Origin of the sequence: Candidatus Sulfotelmatobacter sp. (genome assembly GCA_035498555.1) — a bacterium.
Classification (GTDB): Bacteria; Eisenbacteria; RBG-16-71-46; order RBG-16-71-46; family RBG-16-71-46; genus DATKAB01.
Genome location: DATKAB010000181.1, coordinates 1 through 21,362, shown reverse-complemented (window position 1 = coordinate 21,362; position 21,362 = coordinate 1). Strand labels below are relative to the sequence as shown.

Here is a 21,362-nt window from a genome sequence, read left to right as displayed (position 1 = left end):
TGAAGCGCCGGATCGGAGGCGATGACCTCCGGCTCGATGAAATCCGAGTCCGATTCGTCGACGTAGCGCTGCGACAGCTGCGAGTAGGAAAAGTGCCGGTGGCGGATCAGCTCGTGGGTGAACGAGCGCGAGACGCCGGTGATCAGGAAGCTCCACACCGCGTGCTCGAGCACCGATCCGTGCCCCACCTCGACCAGGTGTTCGAGGAACTCGCGATTGGTCTTGCGGCCCTTGCCGTAGGACATGTAGCAGACCCGGCCCGCGATCTCGGCGAGTGCTTCCCCGCCGACCTCGGTGTCGGTCTGCCAGGTGAGCCCATGCTCCCCCAGGAAGCTCTCGATTCCGGCCGGATCGAGGGTCTGGCGTCCGACCAGGAAGATGCGGGGTTCACGGACGATCTTCAGGGGCTTTGGCGACAACACGGCGCTGGCATCCATGCGGGGCTCCGGCGGGTTCGCGAGATGGAGGGATTCGGTCCGAGCGAGGGCAATCTACCAGAGCCGGAAGCGTCGGGCCCAGTCGCGCATCGCCGCGGTCAGGCCGAGGCTGCGGGCGGGTCGCGCGTCTCGCCGCGCTTCACCAGCACGAAGGCGATGAGCGCCACGACGAAGAACACCAGCAGCGCCCAGGCCATGCCCTGCAGCACCTGGAGCACGGTGCGGTAGACCTCGAGCGCGATGGCGGCGCCATCGAGGGCGAGCACGCGGGGCTTGCCCTCGGGACCGATCGGCTGGGGTTGCAAGTACTGTTCGAGCTTCCACACTTGCACCCCCGACGAGACCCCGACCACGAACAGCGAAAAGGTCAGGAATTTCTGCCAGGCCTCGGCGACCTGCTCGCCGATGATGCGCTCGAGGATCTGGCGGATCGGCCGGCCGAAGAACGCCACCACGATCCCCGAGGTCAGCAGCGAGACGCCAAGCGTCACGCCCAGCAGTGTGTAGAACATCTCAGGAGGCTTCCCGGTTCAGGTGCGCCCGCACGCGGCGCATCACTTCCTCGACCTCGTCGTCGCGGGTGTAGAAATGCGGCGCCAGCCTCAGCCCCACGCCCGGCCGGAAGTCGAGCAGCACGTCCTCGGCGAGCAGCGCGTGGCAGACGCGCTCAGCGTCGGGAATGTCGAGCACCACGGTGCCGCCTCGCCGCACGGGCTCGCGCGGCGAGCCGACCTTGAAACCCATCTCGTCGGCCAGCGCGATCATGCGCCCGGTCAGCCGCAACGATTTCTCCCGAATCGCCGAGATCCCGGCGCGGGCGACGATCGCGTAGCCCTCGCGCGCCGCGGCGAACGCGGGAATGCCGGGCGTGCCGGTCCAGAAGCGGCGCGCGCCGGCATCGCGACGCGTGGGCCCCGAGTCGAACGCGAACGGGTTTTCGTGCGCCATCCAGCCGGTCAGCGCCGGCTCGAGCTTCGGGGCGACGCGCGGGCTCACGTAGAGGTAGCCGGCTCCGGGGCCCCCGCACAGCCACTTCACCGAGCCGCCCGCCAGCAGGTCGATGCCGACCGCGCGGACGTCGAGCGGCACGGTGCCGATCGCCTGATAGGCGTCGATCATGGTCAGCGCGCCGGCCTGGCGGGCTCGCGCCGCGATCGGAGCGAGATCGAGGACCTGCGAGCTGCGGAACATCACGTGCGAGAGCGCCACCACCGCGGTTCGCTCGTCGATGGCCGCGATGATGTCGCGCTCGTCCATACGGCGGTCCTGGCGGCTCGGCACGCGCACCAGTTCGGCGCCGCGGCGGGTCAGGCCCTCGTAGAGATAGAGCAACGAGGGAAAGTCCTCGGCGCCGCACACCAGTCGGTTGCGAGGCGCGCGAAAATCGATCGCCGACAGCCCCACCGCTTCGGCGATGGTGACGTTCTCGAACATGGCGACCGAGCCCGGCTCGCCGTTGAACAGCCCGGCGAGCAGGTTGCCGACCTCGGTGGGCATCGCGAACCACCCCTCATCCCAGGCGCGAATGCCGCGCACGCGCCAGGTGTTCGCATAGCGGCGCAACGCCTCGTCCACGCCGCGCGGCATCGCACCCAGCGTGTGCGAGGCGAAGTGCAGCGTGTGCTCGAGACTCGGGAATTCCTCGCGCAGTTCGAGCAGCGGATCGCGCTGGACCGCGGTCGGATTCATCCGCGCGAGGCCTCGGGATGCGGGGCCGTGGCGGTCGCACCCTCGAGCACGCGCCGCACCGCGTCGTCGGGACCGCTCGCGATCTGGACGAATTCGAACAATGACGGCGTCACCATGTCGGGATGGCGCAGCGCGGCGATGAATTGCGGCCAGTGCTCGCCGAGCAGCACGATCGGCTCGCGGCGCCTGCCCCCGACGCTGACCATCGTCCAGGTGAGGAACAGCTCGTTCAGGGTGCCGAGGCTGCCGGGCAACACCACGAAACCCATGGCTCGATCGAGCAGGTGGCGCAGTCGCTCGTACAGGTCCGGAGTGTGAACGCGCTCGATCACGTAAGGATTCACCGGCCCCCGCTTCTCGAACAGCTCGACCGTGACGCCCACCACGTGCCCGCCGGTCTCGTGAGCGCCGCGCGAGCAGGCTTCCATGGTGCCGCCATAGCCGCCGGTCATCACGTCGGCGCCGGCGCGTCCGATGGCGCGACCCAGCTCGAGGGCCAGGGCATAGGAGGGATCGATAGGGCGGGCGGTGCTGCTGCCGAACACCGCAATCAACGGACGCGAGGTCATCACGCGCTCCATCTTGCCACGCCCGGCAACACGCTCTCCAGTCAGGCCGCCTCGCGCCGCGCCAGGAGCCGCCAGAGTCGGCGGACCAGCAGCAGGCTCACGCCGACATAGAGCCAGCCGAGCAGGATGTCGAGCGCGTAGTGCTCGGCGAAGTAGATCAGCACCACCGGCATCACCAGCGCGTAGGCCGCGAGCGCCGCGCGAGCCCACGGCCGGCTCGTCCTCCACAGGAAGATCGCCATCAGCAGCGGATAGGCGGCATGGAGCGAGGGCAGCGCCGCCACGTCGTTCGCATAGAGGTTCGAGCCCGAGAACAGCGCGGCCATCCCGCTCCATCCCAGGTGCTGCCAGAGCTCGCGGACGATCCGGTGGGTGGGCGCGAGCAGGCCGCGCTGGCTGGCCAGCCACGGCGGCACCGCCGGCAGCGCGATGTAGGTGGCGAAGCCGAGGGTGGTCAACGCGACCACCCAGCTCATGTAGCGGAGGTAGGCGGGACGCGAGCGGAGCCACAGCACCAGCGCGCACAGCAGCGTCACGAAGAAGTGGGAGCAGTAGATCGCAAGCGCCGCCCAGTCCCACGCTCGCGGCTGCCCATCCGTGTAGAAGGCGCGCTGCAGCCAGACCGCGGGGACGGCGCCGCCGAACAGCCATTGATCGAAGTGGATCAGGGACCGGGCATGAGGCGGCGGCAGCAGGGGCCCGAGCCAGTTGTTGATCTCGTCGTAGACGAACAGCGCCACGTAGAGCGGAAGCCAGTCGAGCAGCCCGCGGCCGAGCCATTGCAGGCTCCTGCGCAGGTCGCCACGGAGCACCAGCGGCTCGCTGGCGCGGCCCGGCCAGGCGCCGGCAGCCACGGTCTGAGCTCGGGCATCTTCGGGCGCTGCGGAAGGTTTCGAATCGACGCTCATGCGTGATCGGCGCGAGAGGCGCGAAGAGGGTGGCAGGGCGCGGCGACATTACCTCAGAGCGGCGCCGCGCGACAGCACCGGGTTGCGGGCCGCGCCGAGCTCGGCGACTCTGAGCCCCATGATCCGGGTCCTGGACGACGCACGCTCGCTGCGCGAACGGAGTGGCGTGCGTTTCACCGTCACCCTCGACGGCGTCTCGCGCGAAGCATTCGCGGTCCGCTGGCGCGGTCAGGTGCGCGCCTACGTCAACTCGTGCCGTCACGAGTCGCTGGCCCTCGACTTCGGCGATGCCCACTTCTTCGACGAGGCGGCCGACGCGCTGGTGTGCTGTCACCACGGCGCTCGCTACCGCCCCGACACCGGCGAGTGTTTCGAAGGCCCGTGCGTCGGCGCGCGACTCACGCGGCTCGAGGTCGAGGAGCGCGAGGGCGCGCTGTGGGCCGGAGTCCGGCGGCCCGCCGGATGAGCTCGACCGCGGCGGCGGGCCGACCGGCTACGGCGTGTTCCGATTCACCGTGATGCCGGGATCCTCGACGTCGAGGTAGCCGACCAGCCGCGCATGCCGCCGCACCGCATCGCTCAGATCGGCGGCGGCGGTATCGCTCGCAATCGCCCAGGCCAGCGAGGGCGTGAGCACCAGCGGATGCCCGCGATCCCTGCGCCATCGTGGAATGAGCGCGTAGCTGAATGCCGCGCGCTCGCGGGCGCTGCGGCAGGCCTGCAGGGCCTGCTCCATCACCTCGGCGAGATCCGAAATGGTGCGCGCACCGACCTCGGGGTGATCCACCGGCAGCACCACCAGCGAGGAGGGCTTGAGCGGTCGCGCCGCAGCGAGCCCCACTCGCACCGAGCCGTACATGCCGCGGCGCCAGGATCGATTGACCACGAAGTGCACTTCGAGCGCGCGGTTCATCCGCCGGCGCGGATTCAAGAGCGCGTGATGGAACCACCCGATGCTGACGCGCTTCTCGAGCTCCCGCTCGGTGGCCCGGCGCACCTGCGCCGCCTTCGAGCCCAGCACCACGATCACCACGTCGCAGGCGCTCCACAGCACCCGTACGCCGCGCACCAGAAAGCTCTCGCGACCCGACTGGACCAGCGGCTTCGGGGAGCCCATCCGGGTGGAAGCCCCCGCCGCGAGCAGCACGCCGACTTTCATGAAGTCTCCTGTTCCTGGGACGATTCGATCCGGAGTTTCGCCGACTCGGCGGCGAGTGGTTCGCGCACCGGCGGAGTCCATCCCGCCGTGGTGCGCGCGCCGCGCCGTACGGCAATCAGCTGGGCCATCACGCTCACCGCGATCTCCTCCGGCGTATCGGCCCCGATCGAGACCCCGAGCGGTGTCTGGAGCCGAGCGATCTCGGCGCTCGAATAGCCGCGCGCCTTGAGCCGGAGCGCGAATTTCCGTTGCTTGGGAACGCTGCCGATCATCCCGACGAAACGGAAGGGCCGCCGCAGGAGAATCTGCACCAGCCGCTGATCGAGCGCGTGGTCGTGGGTCGCCACCACCGCGAAGTCGTCGTGGTTCGATTCGAACGCGTGGAGAAACGCCTCCGGCTCGCGCAGCTCGACCCTGGCCGCGGGGAAGCGTTCGGCGGTCGCCCAGTCGGCGCGCTCGTCGACCACCCGCACCTCGAATCCGCAACTCGCCGCGAGCGCGGCGAGGGGCCGCGCGATGTAGCCGGCGCCAAACACCACGAGTCGCGGCGCGGGCTCGAGCACCTCGAGGAACACCGCCATCTCCCCGCCGCAGCACATGCCCAGCTCCTGGGTGAGATGCCGGCGGAGCGTGGCGGAGCCGCCGCTCTCGAGCAGGGCGCGCGCCGCGCTCAGCACCTCCTGCTCGATCGCGCCGCCGCCGATGGTGCCGGCGGTCTCGCCCTCACTCCCAACCAGCATGTGCGCACCGGGCTTGCGCGGCGTGTACCCGCGCGACTCGGTGACCGTGGCCAGCACGAAGCGGCGGCGCTCGGCACGCCAGCGTTGCAGCACCTCCCAGACCGCCGCGTCGCTGCGCGGATCCGGGCCGACTCCAGCGCTCCCGAAATCCTCCTTCATGCTTCGCCTCCCGCGGCCTCTTGGACGGCGCGCCTGACGAACACCGGCACCATCTCCTGCCGGTAGTCCTGGTCGTAGGCGACGTTGATGAGCGGGCGGCACTGCCGGTCGGCGGCCTGCGCCAGCGCCTCGGCCAGCCCGGCGTCGAGCGGCCGGCCCGCGGCCAGCGCCTCCACGCCGCCGATCACGCGCGGCTTGGCGGCGATCGCGCTCACTACCAGGCGGACGCGCTCGCAGCCACCCTCACGCATACGGGCACTGAACGCCACCGACAGCATCGGAAAGTCGATCGCCGCGCGCGGCCGCAGCTTCTGATAGCCGGCCCGGAGTCCTCGCGACTCCGCCGGGAGCATGACGCGAGTGACCACTTCGCCCGGCGACAGCACGTTGTTGTGGACTCCGTCTCCCACGAAGAAATCGTCCACCGAGAGCTCCCGAACGCCGCCGCGCCCGGTGATCTCGAGCGAGGCGCCGAGCGCAATCAGCACCGGCGCCACGTCCGAAGAGTGCGCCGCCACGCACCGCTTGCCCTGCGGCACCACGTGACAGACCACTCCGTCCTTCTTGAGGCAGAAGCCCAGCGCTTCGCGCCAGAAGTAAGTCTGGTTGTAGTAGGTGCAGCGGGTGTCGAGGCACAGGTTGCCGCCGAGTGTCCCCATGTTGCGGATCTGCGGGGAGGCGACCAGCGACGCGGCCTTCGCCAGCACCGGATAATCGCGCAGGACGGCCGGATGCGCGGCCAGCTCGCTCAACGTCACCAGCGGCCCGAGCCGCAGACCTTCGGGCCGCTCCTCGATTCGACGCAAGGACTGGATGCCGGCGATGAGCACGACGTAGCCGGGCTCGTGCAACCGGTGCTTGAGATTGGGCACCGCGTCGGTGCCGCCGGCCACCAGCAGGCTCTCCGTTGCGTGCCGATCGAGGTGATCGAGCAGCCGCTCGATCGAATCGGGCTTCACCCATGCGTAGCGCGGGAGCGTCAGCATGAGCGGCCGGCGCGGGCCGACTCTCCGCGCGCCGCTTGCGACCGCGCCGCCTGCCATCGCGCTCGCGCGTCTCCGGCGCGGAGCAGGCGCAGCACCGCGGGCGGGTCGAACGGCAATCGATCGCAGCGAATCCCGAGCGCGTCGTAGATGGCGTTGGCGATCGCCGGCACGCTCGGGTGGAGCGGCCCCTCGCCCGCCTCCTTGGCGCCATAGGGACCTTCGGGATCCACGCTCTCGATGATCAGGGACTCCAGCTCGGGGGTGTCGAGCGAGGTCGGAATGCGGTAATCGAGCAGCGACGGTCCGTGATGGAGACCGGGACCGTGATGGGTCGCGGCGGGCTTGAACACCTGCGCCTCCATGAGCGCTTCGGCGAACCCCATGTAGGCGCTGCCCTCCATCTGGCCCTCGACCGACACCGGATTGAGCGCGCGCCCGCAGTCGTGGGCGATCCAGATCTTCTTCACCTCGACGAACCCGGTCTCGACGTCGCATTCGACCTCGGCGACGTGCGCGGTGAATGAATAAGCCGGCGACGCGCCGATCGTGCCGCCGCGATAGTCGCCGCCGAGCTTGGGACTCTGGTACCAGCCGACCGAGCCGAGCGTGCCGACGCGCGCCTCGGTGCGCTGGAAGGCCTCCTTGACGCTCATGTGCTCGCGTTCGGGGTCGCGCGTCGAGCAGGCCACGCCGCCGGCCAGCGTCACCTGCGAGGTCTCGCAGCCCCAGGCGCCGGCGAGCGTGGCGGCGATCTCGCGCCGGAGCTTGCGTGCCGCATCGAGGCAGGCGTTGCCGCACATGAAGGTCTCGCGGCTGGAGTAGGAGCCGAGATCCACCGGAGTGAGATCGGTGTCGGCAGCCACCACCCGCACGTCGCGCAACTCGAGTCCCAGCTCCTCGCAGACGATGTAGGCCAGCACCGACTCGGCGCCCTGGCCGATGTCGGAGATCCCGCAGAACACCGTGGCGCGACCGCTGCGATCGAGCTTCAGTTGCACCGCCGACTGAGGCATCTCGTTCGGGTAGATGCAGTAGTTGGTGCCGCTGATGTACATGCTGCCGGCGACGCCCACGCCGCGCCCGTAGGGCATCCGGCGGAACTTTTCGCCCCAGCCCGAGGACCGCTCGACCGCGTCGAGGCACTGCGGGAAGCCGTTGGAGGTCACCCGCATGCCGTTCACGGTCCTGGAGTTCGCGCGCATCGTGTTGCGGCGGCGCAGCTCGATCGGGTCCATGCCGATCTTCTCGGCCAGCTTGTCGAGCTGGCACTCGAAGGCGAAGCGCGGCTGCACCGAGCCGTGTCCGCGCTTCGGCCCGCAGCAGGGCTTGTTGGTGAACACGCGCGTCGAATCGAAGCGATAGGTGCCGAGATCGTAGGGCGCGGTCAGGAGCTGCCCGGAGTAATAGGTGGTCACGAGGCCGAAGCTCGAGTAGGCGCCGCCGTCGATCGCGATCTTGGCATCCACGCCGGTCAGCGTGCCGTCGCGCTTCACGCCGGTGCGATAGCGAAGGCGCATGGGATGCCGGCCGCGATGTGCGTAGAACACCTCTTCACGGGTGTAGAGGATCTTGACCGGCCGCCCGGTGATCATGCTCAGCTTCGAGGCGCAGAATTCGAGCGAGAACGATTCGCTCTTGCCTCCGAACGCGCCGCCCACCACCGGCTGGATGACACGCACGCGCTGCGTGGGCAATTCGAGCACCTTGGCGAGATCGCGGTGCAGGTAGTGCGCGACTTGAGTGCTCGACCACACCGTCAGGAAGCCGGTGGCGTCGAATTCGGCCAGGCAGCAGTGCGGCTCGATCGGGGTGTGGGTCGAGCCCTCGTACCAGTATTCGCATTCGACCGTCGCGTCGCTCGCCGCCAGCGCTCGCTCGACGTCACCGAACTCCAGGAAGACCTGCTTCGAAATGTTCCCGTCCTTCGACGTCTCGTTCACCTTCCACTCGGGATGCGCGAACGCGGTGTCGATGTCGGCGACCGCCGGCAGCACTTCGTAGTCCACTCGGATCCTCTTCAGCGCCTCCTCGGCGATCAGCTCGCTGTCGGCGGCCACCGCGGCGATCGCGTCGCCCACGTAGCCGACCTTGTTCTCGCAGAGCGCCTGCTCGTCCTCCGTCCACGGAATGATGCCGTAGCGCGTGGGCAGATCCCTGCCGGTGATGACGGCGTGAACGCCGGGCATCTCGAGCGCCTCGCTCGCGTCGATCGAGCGAATGCGCGCGTGGGCGTGGATGCTGCGCTTGAGCTTCCCGTGCAGCATGCGAGGGAGCGTCAGGTCGTCGGCGTACATGGCGCGTCCGGTGACCTTCGCCAGCCCCTCGATCTTGCGGTTGCGGCGGCCGATGGTCGAGAACGCTCCGCCCGGGGGCAGCGTCCGCCCTTCCGGCCAGACCGGCGGCGTCAGCCGGTCGTCGTTCGGCATCGCGCGCCCGCTGGGAACGCGCGGCGTCCCGGAACGACGGGAGGAGCCGCTCACCGCGCGCCTTCGGCGGCCGCGGCTTCGCTCATGCGCCGGCTGGCCAGCTCCACCGCCTCGAAGATCTTGGTGTAGCCGGTGCAGCGGCAGAGATTCCCCGAGAGCGCCTGCGCGATCTCCCGGCGCGTCGGCCGCGGCTCGCGCTCGAGCAGTGCCCACGCGCTCATCAGGATCCCGGGCGTGCAGAATCCGCACTGCGCGCCGCCGGTCACGTCGAACGCGTCCTGAAGCGGATGCGGCCGGCCCTCACGCGCGAGCCCTTCGATGGTCACCACCTCCCGACCCTCGCACGCCAGCGCCAGGCTGATGCACGACAGCACCGGCGCGCCGTCCATCACCACCGTGCAGGCGCCGCAGTCGCCTTTGTCGCAGCCCTGCTTCGATCCGGTGAGGCCGAGGCCGTAACGCAAGGCCTCGAGCAGCGTGGTGCCCGGGGTGACCGCGCACTCGCGGGACTCGCCGTTGACTCGCAGCCGGCAGATGCTGGTGCTCAAGCGCACCTCGAGGGATCGGGTGGTTCACGGGTCCGAATCCCGTTGATTCAAGCCCCTGACGCGCGGGGTGTCAACGCGGCGAGGAGCTTCCGCCGCGTTTCGAGACCCCCGCCTCGCTTGTCGGGAACGCGCGTCGCCGTCACAATGCGACTCTATGTCCCGGCCCGGCACTGAGCCCCGATCCCTGTGGTGGTCCGCTCCGCCTCCCGCCTTCGCGCCGCTCGAGGCCGAGATCGACGCCGAGGTGCTGATCGTGGGCGGCGGCATCACCGGGGTGACGCTGGCCTACACGCTGGTGGAGCAGGGCGCGGTGGTGGCTCTGCTGGAAGCCGGGCCGATCGCCGGCTCGGCGAGCGGCCGCAATGCCGGATTCCTGCTGGCGGCCCCGGCCGAGCCCTACCCGCAGGCGGTGGAGTTCTGGGGTCGTCTCGGAGCGCGCGCGGTGCTCGAGACCGGACGCCGTTCGCACGCGCGGCTGCGCGAGCTGATCGAGAAGCTCGGCATCGACTGCGACTACCGCCGCCACGGCAGTGTGCGCCTGGCGTGCTCGGAGGAGGAATCCGAAGAGTATCGCGCCGCGATTCCCCTGTTGCAGGCCGACGGATTCGCGATGAAGGAGATCCCGGTCGAGCGCGCCGTGCCGGGGCAGGCGACCTCACGCTTCGTGTCCGCGCTGCTCTCGTCCGAGGATGGCGAGCTTCACCCGGTGCGCTTGATCCACGGCGTTGCCCGAGCCGCGGAGGCGCACGGCGTGCGCATGCACGGACATACCGCGCTGCGCTCGGCGCGCTGGAGCGGCGGGCTGTGGACCGCGGAAGTCGAGCGCGGCACGGTGCGCGCGCGAACGCTGGTGCTGTGCACCAACGCCTTCACCCCGCAGCTGTGCCCGGCGCTCGGCGACCTGATCGTGCCGAGGCGCGGGCAGATGCTGTCGACCGCGCCGATCGGGCGTGAGGTGGCCCCCTATCCCACCTACGCCCAGTACGGGTATCGGTACTGGCGACAGACCCGCGACGGCCGGCTGGTGATCGGCGGCTGGCGCGACCTCGACTTCGACGGCGAGAGCGGCTACGAGGATGAGCCGACCGAGGCGATCCAGAAGGGCATCGAGTCCGGGCTGGCCGAGCTGGTCCCGGAGGGCGCCGCGATCGAGCATCGCTGGGCGGGCACCATGGGTTTCGCGCGCGACGGGCGGCCGCTGGTCGGCTGGCTCGACGCCGGGCATCACCTCGCGATCTGCGGCGGCTTCACCGGCCACGGCATGGGCATGGCCGCTGCGTGCACGCTCGAGCTCGCCGATCTGCTGAGCTGGAAGAATTCCCCCGGCATCTCCAGCTACGATCCCGGTCGCTTCCCCGAGCTTCGACAGGGTCGCGACGGCTTCGTGGCGCTGGGCGCCGCCGGGCGCTGAATCCCGCCGCGCTTCTGGTCGACCTGCGCGTCGCCGGGCTATACTCCGAATTCTCTCGCCGCATCTTTAGCCATCCACTCCGGCCGCAGGGCACCCGGTGAATCCGGGTCCGGAGCCGGGCTTCCGGGAGCCTGAATGGAACTGAAGAACGCCGACGAAGTGCGGATCGCGACCGCGGCGCTCGCCAGCGGCAGCGGCGAGGCCCTCGATCGACTGGTGTGGAGCGGCGTGTTCGGCGCCGAGCCGGTTCGCGCGCGGGCGCGCCAGGCGGTGCTCGATCAGGCGCGCTCCTCGGGCCTCTATCCGGCCAGCATTCACGGCCTCTACATGGCTCGCGGGCGCGGCGAGACCCCGCTCGACTTCACGGTGCCCGCGATCAACATCCGCGGGCTGGCCTACGACACGGCGCGCGCGTTGTTTCGCGCGCGGCGCGCGCTCGACGCCGGCGCGGTGATCTGCGAGATCGCGCGCTCCGAGATCAGCTACACCGATCAGCGTCCGGCCGAATACGCGTTCGTGCTGCTGGGCGCGGCGCTGCGCGAGGGCTGGAAGGGACCGGTGTTCATCCAGGGCGACCACTTCCAGGTCAACGCCAAGAAATACGCGGCCGACCCCGAGGGGGAGGTTCGCGCGGTCGAGGATCTGACGCTCGAGGCGATTCGCGCCGGCTTCTACAACATCGACGTGGACACCTCGACGCTCGTCGATCTGTCGAAGCACGGGCACGAAGCGCAGCAGCAGGTGAACGGCGAGCGCTGCGCCGAGCTCACCGCGTTCATCCGTGCGCACGAGCCGCGCGGCGTCACCGTTTCGGTGGGCGGCGAGATCGGCGAGGTCGGCAGCCAGAACTCGACCCCGGAGGAGCTGCACGCGTTCATGAAGGTGTACGCGGCGGCGCTGACGCGGCTCGCGCCCGGCGCTCCCGGACTCTCCAAGATCTCGATCCAGACCGGCACCTCCCACGGCGGCGTCCCGCTCCCCGACGGCACCATCGCCAGGGTCAAGATCGATTTCGACGCCATCGACAAGCTGTCGAAGCTGGCGCGCCAGCCGTACGGCATGGCGGGCGCAGTGCAGCACGGCGCCTCGACGCTGCCCGCCGAGCTGTTCAATCGTTTTCCACAACTCGGCGCGTGCGAGATCCACCTCGCCACCGAATTCCAGAACATGATCTTCGATTCGCCGCAGCTGCCCGCCGACCTCAAGCAGGCGATCTACGCGAAGCTGCGCGAGACCGAGGCCGGCGACCGCAAGCCCAGCGACAGCGACGAGCAGTTCTACTACAAGACGCGCAAGAAGGCGCTGGGCGGCTGGAAGCGCGAGCTGTGGGGCCTCCCGGCTGACGTGCGCCGCGCCATGGGGGCGGCGCTGGAGGAGAAGTTCCGCTTCCTGCTCACGCAGCTGCACGTCGGCGGCACGCGCGCCCTGGCCGAAAAATACGCGCCGTTCGTTCCCGACTCGTTCCCGTCGGCCGGCGCGCCGGTCCGCGCCGGTGCCGCCGAGGACGTCAGCGGCCTGTCGGACTGACCATGCCCGGGCGAATCGTCACCCTTTCCCAGTTCGTGCTCCAGCAGGAGCGCGAGCATCCTGAAGCCAGCGGCGAATTCACTTCGGTGCTGCTCGACATCGCGCTCGCCGCCAAGATGATCAACAAGGCGGTGGTGCGCGCCGGCCTGGTGGACGTGCTCGGGGCGACCGGCGACATCAACGTGCAGGGCGAACGCGTGCAGAGGCTCGACGTGTTCGCCCACGAAACCATCATGCGCGTGCTGGGCTCGACCGGTCAGCTGGCGGTGGTGGCCTCGGAAGAGGACGAGGACATCGTGCAGGTCCCGGAGGGCGCCCCGATCGGACGCTACGTCGTCAACTTCGATCCCCTCGACGGCTCGGCGAACATCGACGCCAACGTGAACATCGGAACGATCTTCTCGATCCTGCCGCGTCTGACGCGCAGCGGGCGCGGAACGCTCGAGGACGTGCTGCAGGCCGGGCGCCGCCAGCTGTGCGCGGGCTACGTCCTCTACGGCTCGAGCACCATGCTGGTCTACACCACCGGCGACGGCGTTCACGGCTTCACGTTCGAGCCCAGCATCGGCGAGTTCCTGCTCAGCCATCCCAACATCCGGACACCCGCGCGCGGGCGCATCTACAGCGTGAATGAGGGCAACTACGCGCGCTGGCTCGATGGCGTGAAGCGCTACGTGGACTGGCTGAAGGCCAGCGACAGCGCGACCGGCCGCCCCTACTCGGCGCGCTACGTCGGCTCGCTGGTGGCGGACTTTCACCGCAACCTGCTCTACGGAGGCATCTACCTGTACCCGAGCGATCTCAAGAATCCGCACGGCAAGCTGCGCCTGCTCTACGAGGCGGCGCCGCTGGCGTTCGTGGCGGAGCAGGCCGGCGGCGCAGCCAGCGACGGCTCCCGCCGCATCATGGAGCTGCCGCCTTCGGCGCTCCACCAGCGCACCCCGCTCTTCATCGGCAGCCCCGACGACGTCCGGGAATGCGAGGAGTTCATCCAGGACAAGCACCCCGCGATCCGCGCCGAGCGCCGCGGCGGCCAACCGCTGCCGACCCGGCTGCAATAGGCTCGGAGGTCGAGACGTCGGGAGCCGGTTCGGCAGGCCCGCGGCCGACAAGGGTTTGGGCCGGGTCAAGCCCGCCGACGAGAGGTCGGTTTTCGGCCTCCGGCATCCAACCCTTGTCATGATCCGACCGACCCATGGAACGATATGACGATTGGGCGCCCCTCCACATCGCCGGATGACCGGGTGCTGGCCGACGCGGTGGTCCGTTCGGGGGACGAGCGCGCCTTCCGTGGGCTGTACCGGCGCTACACGCCGCTCCTCTACCCGTTCGTGCTGCGCGTCCTGGGCGGCAACGTGGCCGACGCGGAGGATGTCTTGCAGGAAACCTGGGTGCGGGCGGTTCGCCAGCTGGGGGGCTTCCGCTGGGAGTCGAGCCTGCGCACCTGGCTGACCTCGATCGCGCTCAATCTCTCGCGCGAGACCCTTCGCCGCCGCGGACGCGAGCGGACCGAGGAGCTGCCCGAGACCCTGGCGCTTCCGACGCGGGTTTCGCGCGATGGAGAACGCGTCGATCTGGAGCGAGCCATCGCTCGCCTGCCCGAAGGTTATCGGACCGTACTGGTCCTTCACGATATCGAAGGATTCACTCACGAGGAAATCAGCGAGCAGCTCGCCATCGCGGTGGGCACGTCGAAGAGCCAGCTCTTCGACGCGCGCCGGGCGATGCGGGCGCTCCTTCAACCTGCCGTGGAGAGACGCCATGCATGACGACGATTTGAGCCCCGACGAGCGCGAGCGCTTCCGCACGCTGCCGCGAACTCTCGACCCCGACGATTCGCTCGAAGAGCGCACGGTTCGCGCGCTGCGCTCGGCCGGCCTGCTTCGTTCGGCACCGGTGCGGGTGATCCGTTTTCCGCTCTCCCCCGCCTGGATCGGGGCGGCGCTGGCGGCCTCGCTCGCGATCTTCGTCGGCGGGTTCGGCATGGGCAGCTGGCTCGAGGCTCGCCACACCACCCAGGTGGTGGCCCAGCTCCACGAGCAGGACGCGACGCGCGCTGCGGCGCTGGTGCAGCAGACCGGTTCGGCCTACGTCTCGGCGATGGCGGCGCTGGCGTCGGCCTCGGAGCACGCCAGCTCGCCGTCCGAGGTCTCCCAGGGCCGGGAGGTCGCGGTGAACGCGCTCCACGCGGCGGCCAATCAGCTGGTGCGGCTCGCTCCCGAGGATCCGCTCGCAGTCAACATCCTGGCCGGCATGAGAAGCGCGTCGCAGACCGACTCGAGCGCGGGCAACAGCCGGCTGGTGTGGTTCTGACGCCGATGCGGGCGGGAAAGGAATTTCGAATGCTGAGGGACTCGCAGCAGGTCCTGAATTCGGCGCTGGGCGCGATCGCATGCGCGGCGATGCTGTGGGTCGCGCCGGCGCTCGCCTGCAAGGACGACATGCCGAAGCTCGGCTATCTCGGCATCGTCGATCTGGACTGCCATTGCTCGACGAGCTTCGAGATGCATTCGAACGACGGACAGCGCTACCTGACGCGCAGCTGGGTGTTCCGCAGCGAGCCGGTGGTCGGAGAAGTGGATGCCGACGGCCCCTCGGCCGGCAAGCTCAAAGCCGAGGACGTGATCACGGCGGTCAACGGCACTCTGATCACCACGCGCAACGGCAGCGAGATCTTTTCGAGTCTGAAGCCCGGCGAGGACGTCACGCTTACCGTGCGCCGCGACGGCCGCGAGCTGCCGGTGCGCTTCACGGTCGGCTCGATCTGCCCCGAGGAGCTGACCGGCTCGTTCAGCATGTCTTACGTCCCTGCGCCCCGCCCGGCGCCGACGCCGCCAAGCCCGCCGACGGCGATGACTCCGGGCATGGCGCCGCCCGCGCCGGGGGAAGCCCCGATGCCGCCGCCGGCGCCGCGTGCCATGTGGATGCGGCGAGGCGAGGCGATGGGACGTGCGTTCCAGCTTCCCGACGCCGGGCCGGAAGCCATGCCGCGCGGCTGGCTGGGCGTCGGCTTCACCTGCAACGAGTGCGGCGGGGAGAGGCCCGACTCGAGCACCACACCGGTGTGGTCGTTCTCCACCCTGCCGACGATCTACTTCGTGGATCCCGACGGTCCGGCCGCCAGGGCCGGCCTTCGCCGCGGCGACGTGCTCGCCAAGATCGACGGGCTCTCACTGCTCAGCGACCAGGGCGGCCGCCGCTTCGGTTCGATGAAGCCCGGGCAGGTGGTGAGCTGGACGGTGCTGCGCGACGGCTCCTCGAAGACGCTGAACGTGACCGCGGCGGCCCGGCCCGACGACCGCGGCCCCGAGCTCGAGGCCTACCGGCAGAAGATCGAGGCGCTGCGCGAGCAGCGTCGCCACAGCGAAGACATGAACGTGAACCTGCGCGATCTCGAGGTTCAGCTGAGGCAGCTCGAGCGGCTCGCGCCCGTGCCGTCCGCGCCGCGCCGCTTGCGCTATGCCGGCTCGGTGGCGGGCTCGGACGTCGAGGTGCGCGGCCTCGGCAGCGTGGTGGTGGATGATTCCGGCGACGAGATCGTGATCACCACGCGCGACGCGACCATCCGCATCAAGCCCAGCCCCAAGAACGCGAGCGCGAAGGACAAACCGGCGAAGAACTAGGCTCCGCTTGGAAACGGCAGGCGAGCGGCGTTTCCAAACGAGCCTGGCGCCCCGGCCTCATCTGGGCTCGAGCAGTCCCTGGCGCCGCAGCAGCTCCTGCATGAGCTTCGCGTTACGCGCCGCCTGACCGGCGTGGCAATTGTTGAAGAAGAGATAGGTGCGCTTCGCCTGCTCCGCCAGCTTCGCCACCTTCTCCAACCACTCCTTCAATTCCGCTTCCGAGTAGTCGTAGTCGTAGCGGTCGCCTCCACCTTGCCCCCACCACGTCTCGCTGTTGCGCCCGTGGAAGCGCACGTAGGCGGTATCGGTGGTGAGCAGCGCGATCGGGGGCATCAGTCCCTTGAGCGCCGGCTCGTCCACCGCGCAGTAGCCGATGCTCCGCTCCCGCAGCCAGTCGCCGAGGTCGGGCTTCGCCCACGAGTCGTGGCGGAATTCCGCAAATAGAGGTTCGCCCTCCAGACGCTTCCTCAGGGTGTCGAGATGAGCTTCGCTCGCGGCGGTGCGGCGGAATCCCCACGGGAATTGGGCGAGCAGCCCATCGTACTTACCGGCACGCTTGAGGGGCTCGAGCATGGCGAGGAACTCCTGGACCAGGGACGCGTCGCTCGAGCCTTCGTGGGTCATGGATTGATGGAGTTTGACCATGAAGCGGAAGCCCGGCGGAGTCTTCTTCTCCATCTGCTCGAGCACCCGCGGGGGCGGGATGCGGTAGTAGGTGGAGTTCACCTCCACCACCGGGAAGCGCTTCGAATAGAAGGACAGGAAATCGCCGGAGCGCATCCCGGGCGGATAGAAGGGGCCGACCCAGTCGGCGAAGGAGTAGCCCGAGGTGCCGACCCGCACCCGTTCGTCGGGCTGCCATTCGAGTGGGTCAGGCTCCTCGGGGAAGAGCGAGTTCACGCCGGGTCTTCGTCGCGAGAGTCGTCCGGGGGCCGACCTCGGGAAGGGGACACTGCGCCGAACGGTACGTGGCCGAGCTCGCGGCGGTAGCGCAGGCTTCCGAGTGGCACCACGCTCGCCTCGCCCAGCCGGTCGCGCAGGCGATCAAGAGCCGAGCGCAGCCTGAGTGAACGCTGGTCGGAACCGAACAGCGCCCCCTGCCTCGAGTCCTCGCCGCGCTCGATTTCCGAGACGCTCACGCCGAGCAGGCGGAGCGGGTCGCGCTTCCAGTTGGACTTGAGCAGGCGTCGCGCGGTCTCGAAGATGAGGGTGGCGTCGGCGGTGTGGCGGGGCAGTGCCCGCTGGCGAATCAGGGTCCGAAATCTCCGATCGCGCAGCTTGAGCGCGATGGTGCGGCCGACGTAGCCCTCCGAGCGCATGCGTCTCGCCACTTGATCCGAGAGTCTCAGCAGCATGCCTTCGAGTCGTGCCTCATCCTCGCAGTCCTCGGGAAGCGTCACCTCGTGTCCCACCGACTTGGCGTCGATGGCTCGATGGTACGGAATGAGCGGCGTTTCGTCGCGGCCGTGAGCCGCCGCGCGGAGCTGTGGGCCGATGATGCCGAAGGCCGCTCGCAACGAACCTTCGGGGGCGTGGGCCAGATCGCCGACCGTGACGATCCCGAGCGACCGCATGCGTTCGGCGAGCCTGGGTCCCACGCCCCACATGGTCTGCACTTCCGCCCGCCAGAAGGTGTCGCAGAATCCCTGTTCGTCGAGAGCGGTGAGCCCCGCCGGCTTCTGCACCCCCGAGGCCATCTTCGCCACCAGTTTGTTGGGACCCACGCCGATCGAGGCGCTGAGATCGAAGCGCGAACGGATCTCGCTCTGGATCCTGCGCGCGACCTCTATGGCGTCGGCGAGCGTCGGGGTTTCGGGCCCCAACCCCGCGAACGCCTCGTCCACGCTGAAGGGCTCGACATCGGGAGTGAATTCGAGATAGAGATCGAGCAGCTGAAGCGAAATCCCGACGTATTTCTGGGGATTGCCCTCGACGTAGTGGGCCGTCGGACAGAGCCGCCGCGCCTCCTGGAGCGGCATGCCGGCATGAACCCCCGAGGGACGCGCTTCGTAGGAAGCCGCCGTCACCACTCCCCGTCGCTCCGGATCACCGCAGACGATCACCGGCTGGCCGCGCAGATGCGGATGCTGCGCCTGTTCCACCGAAGCGAAGAAGGCGTCCATATCGATCAGCAGGATCTGACGTGTGGCGCTCGCGCGCGCGACCTCGACGCGGGGGATCATGAGGGCGGCGTGGTCCAGGCGCGGGTGAGCGTCCAGCGGGCGGAGCGCGGGTCGTAGCTCAGCTCGAAACTTTCGCCGCGCGAGCCCTCGACCGAGTAGTGCCGCAGCACCGTCTGCCCCTCCCGGCGCGTCCATTCGCCGGTGATCGCCTTGAGCCGGACCACCCGGCCATGCCAGCGGAAACGCAGCGGCCGGATGCGGCCTTCCACGAAGGCGGTCAGAACGTCGATGGGATCGCTGAGGGTTTCGAACATGGCGCGAGAACGTATCTGCATCGACATTACTGCACATACGTGCAGTAGGCAACCCGAATCTCCTTTTCGGGCTCGTTTCAGGGGAATGCCGCTCAGGCCGCGGCGGCCTGCTTGCGCGCCTTTGCGGCCGCCAGATCGAGACCGCGGCGCGCCACCACCAGGAACACGCTGCCGAGCATCAGGATCGCGCCCACCCACACCAGATTGATGAAGGGCTTGGTGCTGATCTCGACCGCCAGGATGTCGCCGACCTTCTGGCGTCCGCCGAGGCCGGGCACCTCGAGCCCCACGCGCCCGGTGTTGGGGTCGACCTTGGCGATCGTCACCGACCCACCGCCTGGCAGGTAATCGGGGATGCGGTTCTGGATCCCCGTTCCCATGTTGACCTCGAGCAGCGGCCGTGCCGGCACCGTGCGCCCGCCGATCTCGACGCGCAGGCGCGCGGCCACGCGCACCACGTCGCCCATCTCGCGGTCGAAGTCCTCGAAGGTGTACTTCACCTGTCCCACCTGCTTGGTCTCGCCCTTCGACAGCCACAGCAGGTCTTCCTCGCCCTCGTCCTGCCCCACCATCTCGAGCGGCGAGATGTAGATGTCGTGGGTGAGGAAGCGCTCGATATGCGGCTTCTTCATGTAGCCTTGATTGAACGGGCTCCAGTACAGCGCCGGCGACGCTTCGAAGTTCCGCTCCGGAGCGTTGACCGCGATCAGCACGTGGTCCTTCCCGTTCGCCTCGTGCTGCACCCCCTCGAATTTCAGCCGATAGCCCAGCGCGTTGCGTTCGACGCCCTGCGGCAGCTGCACCTGCGCCGCGCGACCATAGCCCGACGAAGCAACGATCCCGATCAGCATCACGCTGGCGCCGGTATGGGCGAGATAGGCGACACCGTGCTTCCATCCCGTCCGGAAGCCGCGCAGCGTCACCGTGAGATTGGCGGCCAGCGCGAACGCCGCCGACATCACCAGCGCGGCCGGAATCGGCTCGCGGACTCCGAGCAGGATGGCCACCAGCGCCGCCGCGATCGCGAAGCCGAGCGGCACGATGACGCCCGGGATGGCGAGCGCCAGCGCCCCGTACGAGAAAGTCACTCCGAGCGTCACCAGCAGCGGCAGCATCTCGCGCACACCCAGCATCGCCACCAGCGCGGTCACCACCACCCCGGCGGCGAGCGCAATCCAGGCCTTGCCGGTGGTGAGAGCGTGCTCCTGCTCACGCCAGCGGATCAGAGGCGCGACGCCGAGCAGCAGGCACATCGCCACCGCGAGCGGGGCGTTGACCAGGTTGTAGTACGAGGTCTGCACGTTGGAGGGCGGGCCGAACAACCGGGTGATGAGCGGCGCGCTCATGCCCACCGTGATCAGGGCCGCCATCAGCATGAACACCAGCTGGCCGAGCCACATCAGCGATTCGCGCGAGAAGCTGCCGAGCGGCCGCGGCGGCCCCGGGATGTCGCGCAGGCGATACAGCAACAGGCCGTAGCCCACGACGATCACCAGGAACAGGAACGAGAGCAGGAAGCTGCTGAGTCCCAGATTGGCGAACGAATGGACCGAGAAATCCGCGAGCACGCCGCTGCGCGTCAGGAACGACGCGTACAGCACCAGCACGTACGAGGTGACGGCGAGGAAGAAGTTCGAGCGGCGAAGGCTTCCGGTCGCGCGCTGCACCATCAATCCATGCAGCAGCGCCACGTTCGACAGCCAGGGGATGAACGAGCCGTTCTCGACCGGATCCCAGCCCCAGTAGCCGCCCCAGCCCAGCACCTTGTAGGCCCACACCCCTCCCATGATGAAGCCGGTGGCGAGAATGCCGGTCGAGAACGCCACCCACGGCAGCGCCAGCTTGACCCAGCCGTCGTAGTCCCGGCGCACCAGCGCCGCCATCGCGATCGCGAACGGCACCGCCAGAGAGGAAAATCCGGTGAACAGGACGGGGGGATGAATGGTCATCCACGGATCCTGGAGCAGCGGGTTCAGCCCCGAACCATCCAGCGGCACGCGACCCGGCGCCAGCATCAGGAACGGCCCGCGCATCACCGTCACCAGCCCGAGCATCACCAGCGGCAGATTGAGGAAGAACATCGCGCCCGAGACCAGCGGATGCTTGATGCGCATCAGGATCAGGCCGAGCGTCGAGGTGATCAACGCCCACAGCAGGAACGTGCCCTCCTGTCCGCCCCAGAACGCGGCGTACAGGTAGTGCGGCTCCATGTGTCGCGATGTGTAGCTGGCCACGTACTCGTAGCGGAAGTCGTGGGCGAAGATGTTGCGCCAGAGCGTGAGCGTCGCGGCCAGAAAACCGCTCCACTGGACGACGTACGCGAGCTTTCCGGGGCGCTCGGCGGCGGTCCGGCCACCGGCCGCCGCCAGGAACGCGAGGCCCGCGGCCAGCCCGGCCAGGAAAGCGACCCAGCTGAAGACCACGCCGAGGTTCACGACGAGCGGGCTTCCTTCTCCGCCATGGCCTGATACTTCGACGGGCACTTCACCAGCAGCTGCTCGGCCTCGAAATGGTCCTGCTGGTAGCGCCCGATCGCCACGATCGAGACCGCCTGATCGAAATTGCCCGGGATCACTCCCCGGTACACCACGGGGAGCACCTCGTTCTTCGAGTCCTTGAGCTTGAACTCGAGGAATTGTTCGTCGCGCTTGAGCACGTAGTTCTTATCGGCGAGAACGCCGTTCACCTGCACCAGTCCGCTGGCGCGGCGCGCCTCGGTGAACGAGATGTACGGCGTCACCGA

The 21,362-nt window shown here is 69.1% G+C and carries 22 protein-coding genes; 7 read left to right on the top strand and 15 right to left on the bottom strand.

Features of this window, described 5'->3' with window-relative positions; translation table 11 throughout:
- The 5 genes from thyX to VMJ70_14330 form a co-directional block, all read right to left on the bottom strand.
- The coding region (thyX, locus tag VMJ70_14350; GenBank protein ID HTO92308.1) for an FAD-dependent thymidylate synthase at nucleotides 1-437 on the bottom strand (437 nt) is incomplete at its 3' end.
- A 98-nt stretch (nucleotides 438-535) separates the two neighbouring features.
- Nucleotides 536-949: a hypothetical protein gene (locus VMJ70_14345; protein HTO92307.1), complete on the bottom strand. Its 414-nt coding sequence runs from the start codon at nucleotides 947-949 to the stop codon at nucleotides 536-538.
- A gap of 1 nt (nucleotide 950) precedes the next feature.
- Nucleotides 951-2,126, bottom strand: a complete 1,176-nt coding sequence (locus VMJ70_14340) for an aminotransferase class V-fold PLP-dependent enzyme (GenBank protein ID HTO92306.1) — start codon at nucleotides 2,124-2,126, stop codon at nucleotides 951-953.
- Nucleotides 2,123-2,695, bottom strand: a complete 573-nt coding sequence (locus VMJ70_14335; GenBank protein HTO92305.1) for an LOG family protein — start codon at nucleotides 2,693-2,695, stop codon at nucleotides 2,123-2,125. Before VMJ70_14335 ends, VMJ70_14340 begins: the two co-directional genes overlap by 4 nt.
- A gap of 41 nt (nucleotides 2,696-2,736) precedes the next feature.
- The gene (locus tag VMJ70_14330; protein HTO92304.1) at nucleotides 2,737-3,603 is read right to left on the bottom strand and encodes a phosphatase PAP2 family protein; all 867 of its coding nucleotides are present in this window, start codon (nucleotides 3,601-3,603) and stop codon (nucleotides 2,737-2,739) included.
- Between the two features lie 118 nt (nucleotides 3,604-3,721).
- Between VMJ70_14330 and VMJ70_14325 the strand changes: the two genes are divergently transcribed.
- On the top strand, nucleotides 3,722-4,069 hold the full coding sequence (locus tag VMJ70_14325) for a Rieske 2Fe-2S domain-containing protein (GenBank protein HTO92303.1): 348 nt from the start codon (nucleotides 3,722-3,724) through the stop codon (nucleotides 4,067-4,069).
- A 27-nt stretch (nucleotides 4,070-4,096) separates the two neighbouring features.
- Here the strand turns inward: VMJ70_14325 and VMJ70_14320 are convergent, their stop codons facing one another.
- Genes VMJ70_14320 through VMJ70_14300 form a run of 5 tightly spaced genes read right to left on the bottom strand, consistent with a single transcriptional unit; the run spans nucleotide 4,097 to nucleotide 9,621 of the window.
- Nucleotides 4,097-4,762 carry an NTP transferase domain-containing protein gene (locus VMJ70_14320; protein ID HTO92302.1) on the bottom strand — a complete coding sequence of 222 codons (666 nt, stop codon included), beginning with the start codon at nucleotides 4,760-4,762 and terminating at the stop codon, nucleotides 4,097-4,099.
- Entirely contained in the window at nucleotides 4,759-5,661 is a 903-nt protein-coding gene (gene xdhC, locus VMJ70_14315; protein ID HTO92301.1) for a xanthine dehydrogenase accessory protein XdhC, read from the bottom strand. Before xdhC ends, VMJ70_14320 begins: the two co-directional genes overlap by 4 nt.
- Entirely contained in the window at nucleotides 5,658-6,647 is a 990-nt protein-coding gene (locus VMJ70_14310) for an FAD binding domain-containing protein (protein ID HTO92300.1), read from the bottom strand. The genes xdhC and VMJ70_14310 overlap by 4 nt, the downstream gene beginning before the upstream one ends.
- The gene (locus VMJ70_14305; GenBank protein HTO92299.1) at nucleotides 6,641-9,127 is read right to left on the bottom strand and encodes a xanthine dehydrogenase family protein molybdopterin-binding subunit; all 2,487 of its coding nucleotides are present in this window, start codon (nucleotides 9,125-9,127) and stop codon (nucleotides 6,641-6,643) included. Before VMJ70_14305 ends, VMJ70_14310 begins: the two co-directional genes overlap by 7 nt.
- Nucleotides 9,124-9,621, bottom strand: a complete 498-nt coding sequence (locus tag VMJ70_14300) for a (2Fe-2S)-binding protein (GenBank protein HTO92298.1) — start codon at nucleotides 9,619-9,621, stop codon at nucleotides 9,124-9,126. The genes VMJ70_14305 and VMJ70_14300 overlap by 4 nt, the downstream gene beginning before the upstream one ends.
- A gap of 154 nt (nucleotides 9,622-9,775) precedes the next feature.
- On the opposite strand from VMJ70_14300, the gene VMJ70_14295 reads away from it, so the two are divergent.
- The 6 genes from VMJ70_14295 (at nucleotide 9,776) to VMJ70_14270 (ending at nucleotide 16,182) form a co-directional block, all read left to right on the top strand.
- A complete protein-coding gene (locus VMJ70_14295; protein HTO92297.1) occupies nucleotides 9,776-11,032 on the top strand; it encodes an FAD-dependent oxidoreductase in 1,257 nt (418 codons plus the stop codon).
- 135 nt (nucleotides 11,033-11,167) lie between these two features.
- Complete coding sequence (locus VMJ70_14290) at nucleotides 11,168-12,559, top strand: class II fructose-bisphosphate aldolase (GenBank protein HTO92296.1); 1,392 nt, start codon at nucleotides 11,168-11,170, stop codon at nucleotides 12,557-12,559.
- 2 nt (nucleotides 12,560-12,561) lie between these two features.
- Nucleotides 12,562-13,620 carry a class 1 fructose-bisphosphatase gene (gene fbp / locus VMJ70_14285; GenBank protein ID HTO92295.1) on the top strand — a complete coding sequence of 353 codons (1,059 nt, stop codon included), beginning with the start codon at nucleotides 12,562-12,564 and terminating at the stop codon, nucleotides 13,618-13,620.
- 183 nt (nucleotides 13,621-13,803) lie between these two features.
- Entirely contained in the window at nucleotides 13,804-14,328 is a 525-nt protein-coding gene (locus tag VMJ70_14280; GenBank protein HTO92294.1) for a sigma-70 family RNA polymerase sigma factor, read from the top strand.
- A complete protein-coding gene (locus tag VMJ70_14275) occupies nucleotides 14,321-14,872 on the top strand; it encodes a hypothetical protein (protein HTO92293.1) in 552 nt (183 codons plus the stop codon). Before VMJ70_14280 ends, VMJ70_14275 begins: the two co-directional genes overlap by 8 nt.
- A 29-nt stretch (nucleotides 14,873-14,901) precedes the next feature.
- A complete protein-coding gene (locus tag VMJ70_14270) occupies nucleotides 14,902-16,182 on the top strand; it encodes a PDZ domain-containing protein (protein HTO92292.1) in 1,281 nt (426 codons plus the stop codon).
- 57 nt (nucleotides 16,183-16,239) lie between these two features.
- On the opposite strand, the gene VMJ70_14265 is transcribed toward VMJ70_14270, so the two are convergent.
- The 5 genes from VMJ70_14265 to VMJ70_14245 form a co-directional block, all read right to left on the bottom strand.
- A complete protein-coding gene (locus tag VMJ70_14265; protein ID HTO92291.1) occupies nucleotides 16,240-17,082 on the bottom strand; it encodes a DUF72 domain-containing protein in 843 nt (280 codons plus the stop codon).
- Nucleotides 17,079-18,365 carry a DNA polymerase IV gene (gene dinB, locus VMJ70_14260; GenBank protein ID HTO92290.1) on the bottom strand — a complete coding sequence of 429 codons (1,287 nt, stop codon included), beginning with the start codon at nucleotides 18,363-18,365 and terminating at the stop codon, nucleotides 17,079-17,081. Before dinB ends, VMJ70_14265 begins: the two co-directional genes overlap by 4 nt.
- Nucleotides 18,362-18,619 (bottom strand): hypothetical protein, encoded by a 258-nt coding sequence (locus VMJ70_14255; protein HTO92289.1) that lies wholly within the window; start codon nucleotides 18,617-18,619, stop codon nucleotides 18,362-18,364. The genes dinB and VMJ70_14255 overlap by 4 nt, the downstream gene beginning before the upstream one ends.
- A 92-nt stretch (nucleotides 18,620-18,711) precedes the next feature.
- Nucleotides 18,712-21,054 (bottom strand): cytochrome c biogenesis protein CcsA, encoded by a 2,343-nt coding sequence (ccsA, locus tag VMJ70_14250; GenBank protein ID HTO92288.1) that lies wholly within the window; start codon nucleotides 21,052-21,054, stop codon nucleotides 18,712-18,714.
- A partial coding sequence (locus tag VMJ70_14245; GenBank protein HTO92287.1) for a cytochrome c maturation protein CcmE occupies nucleotides 21,051-21,362 on the bottom strand: 312 nt, incomplete at its 5' end. The genes VMJ70_14245 and ccsA, both read right to left, overlap by 4 nt.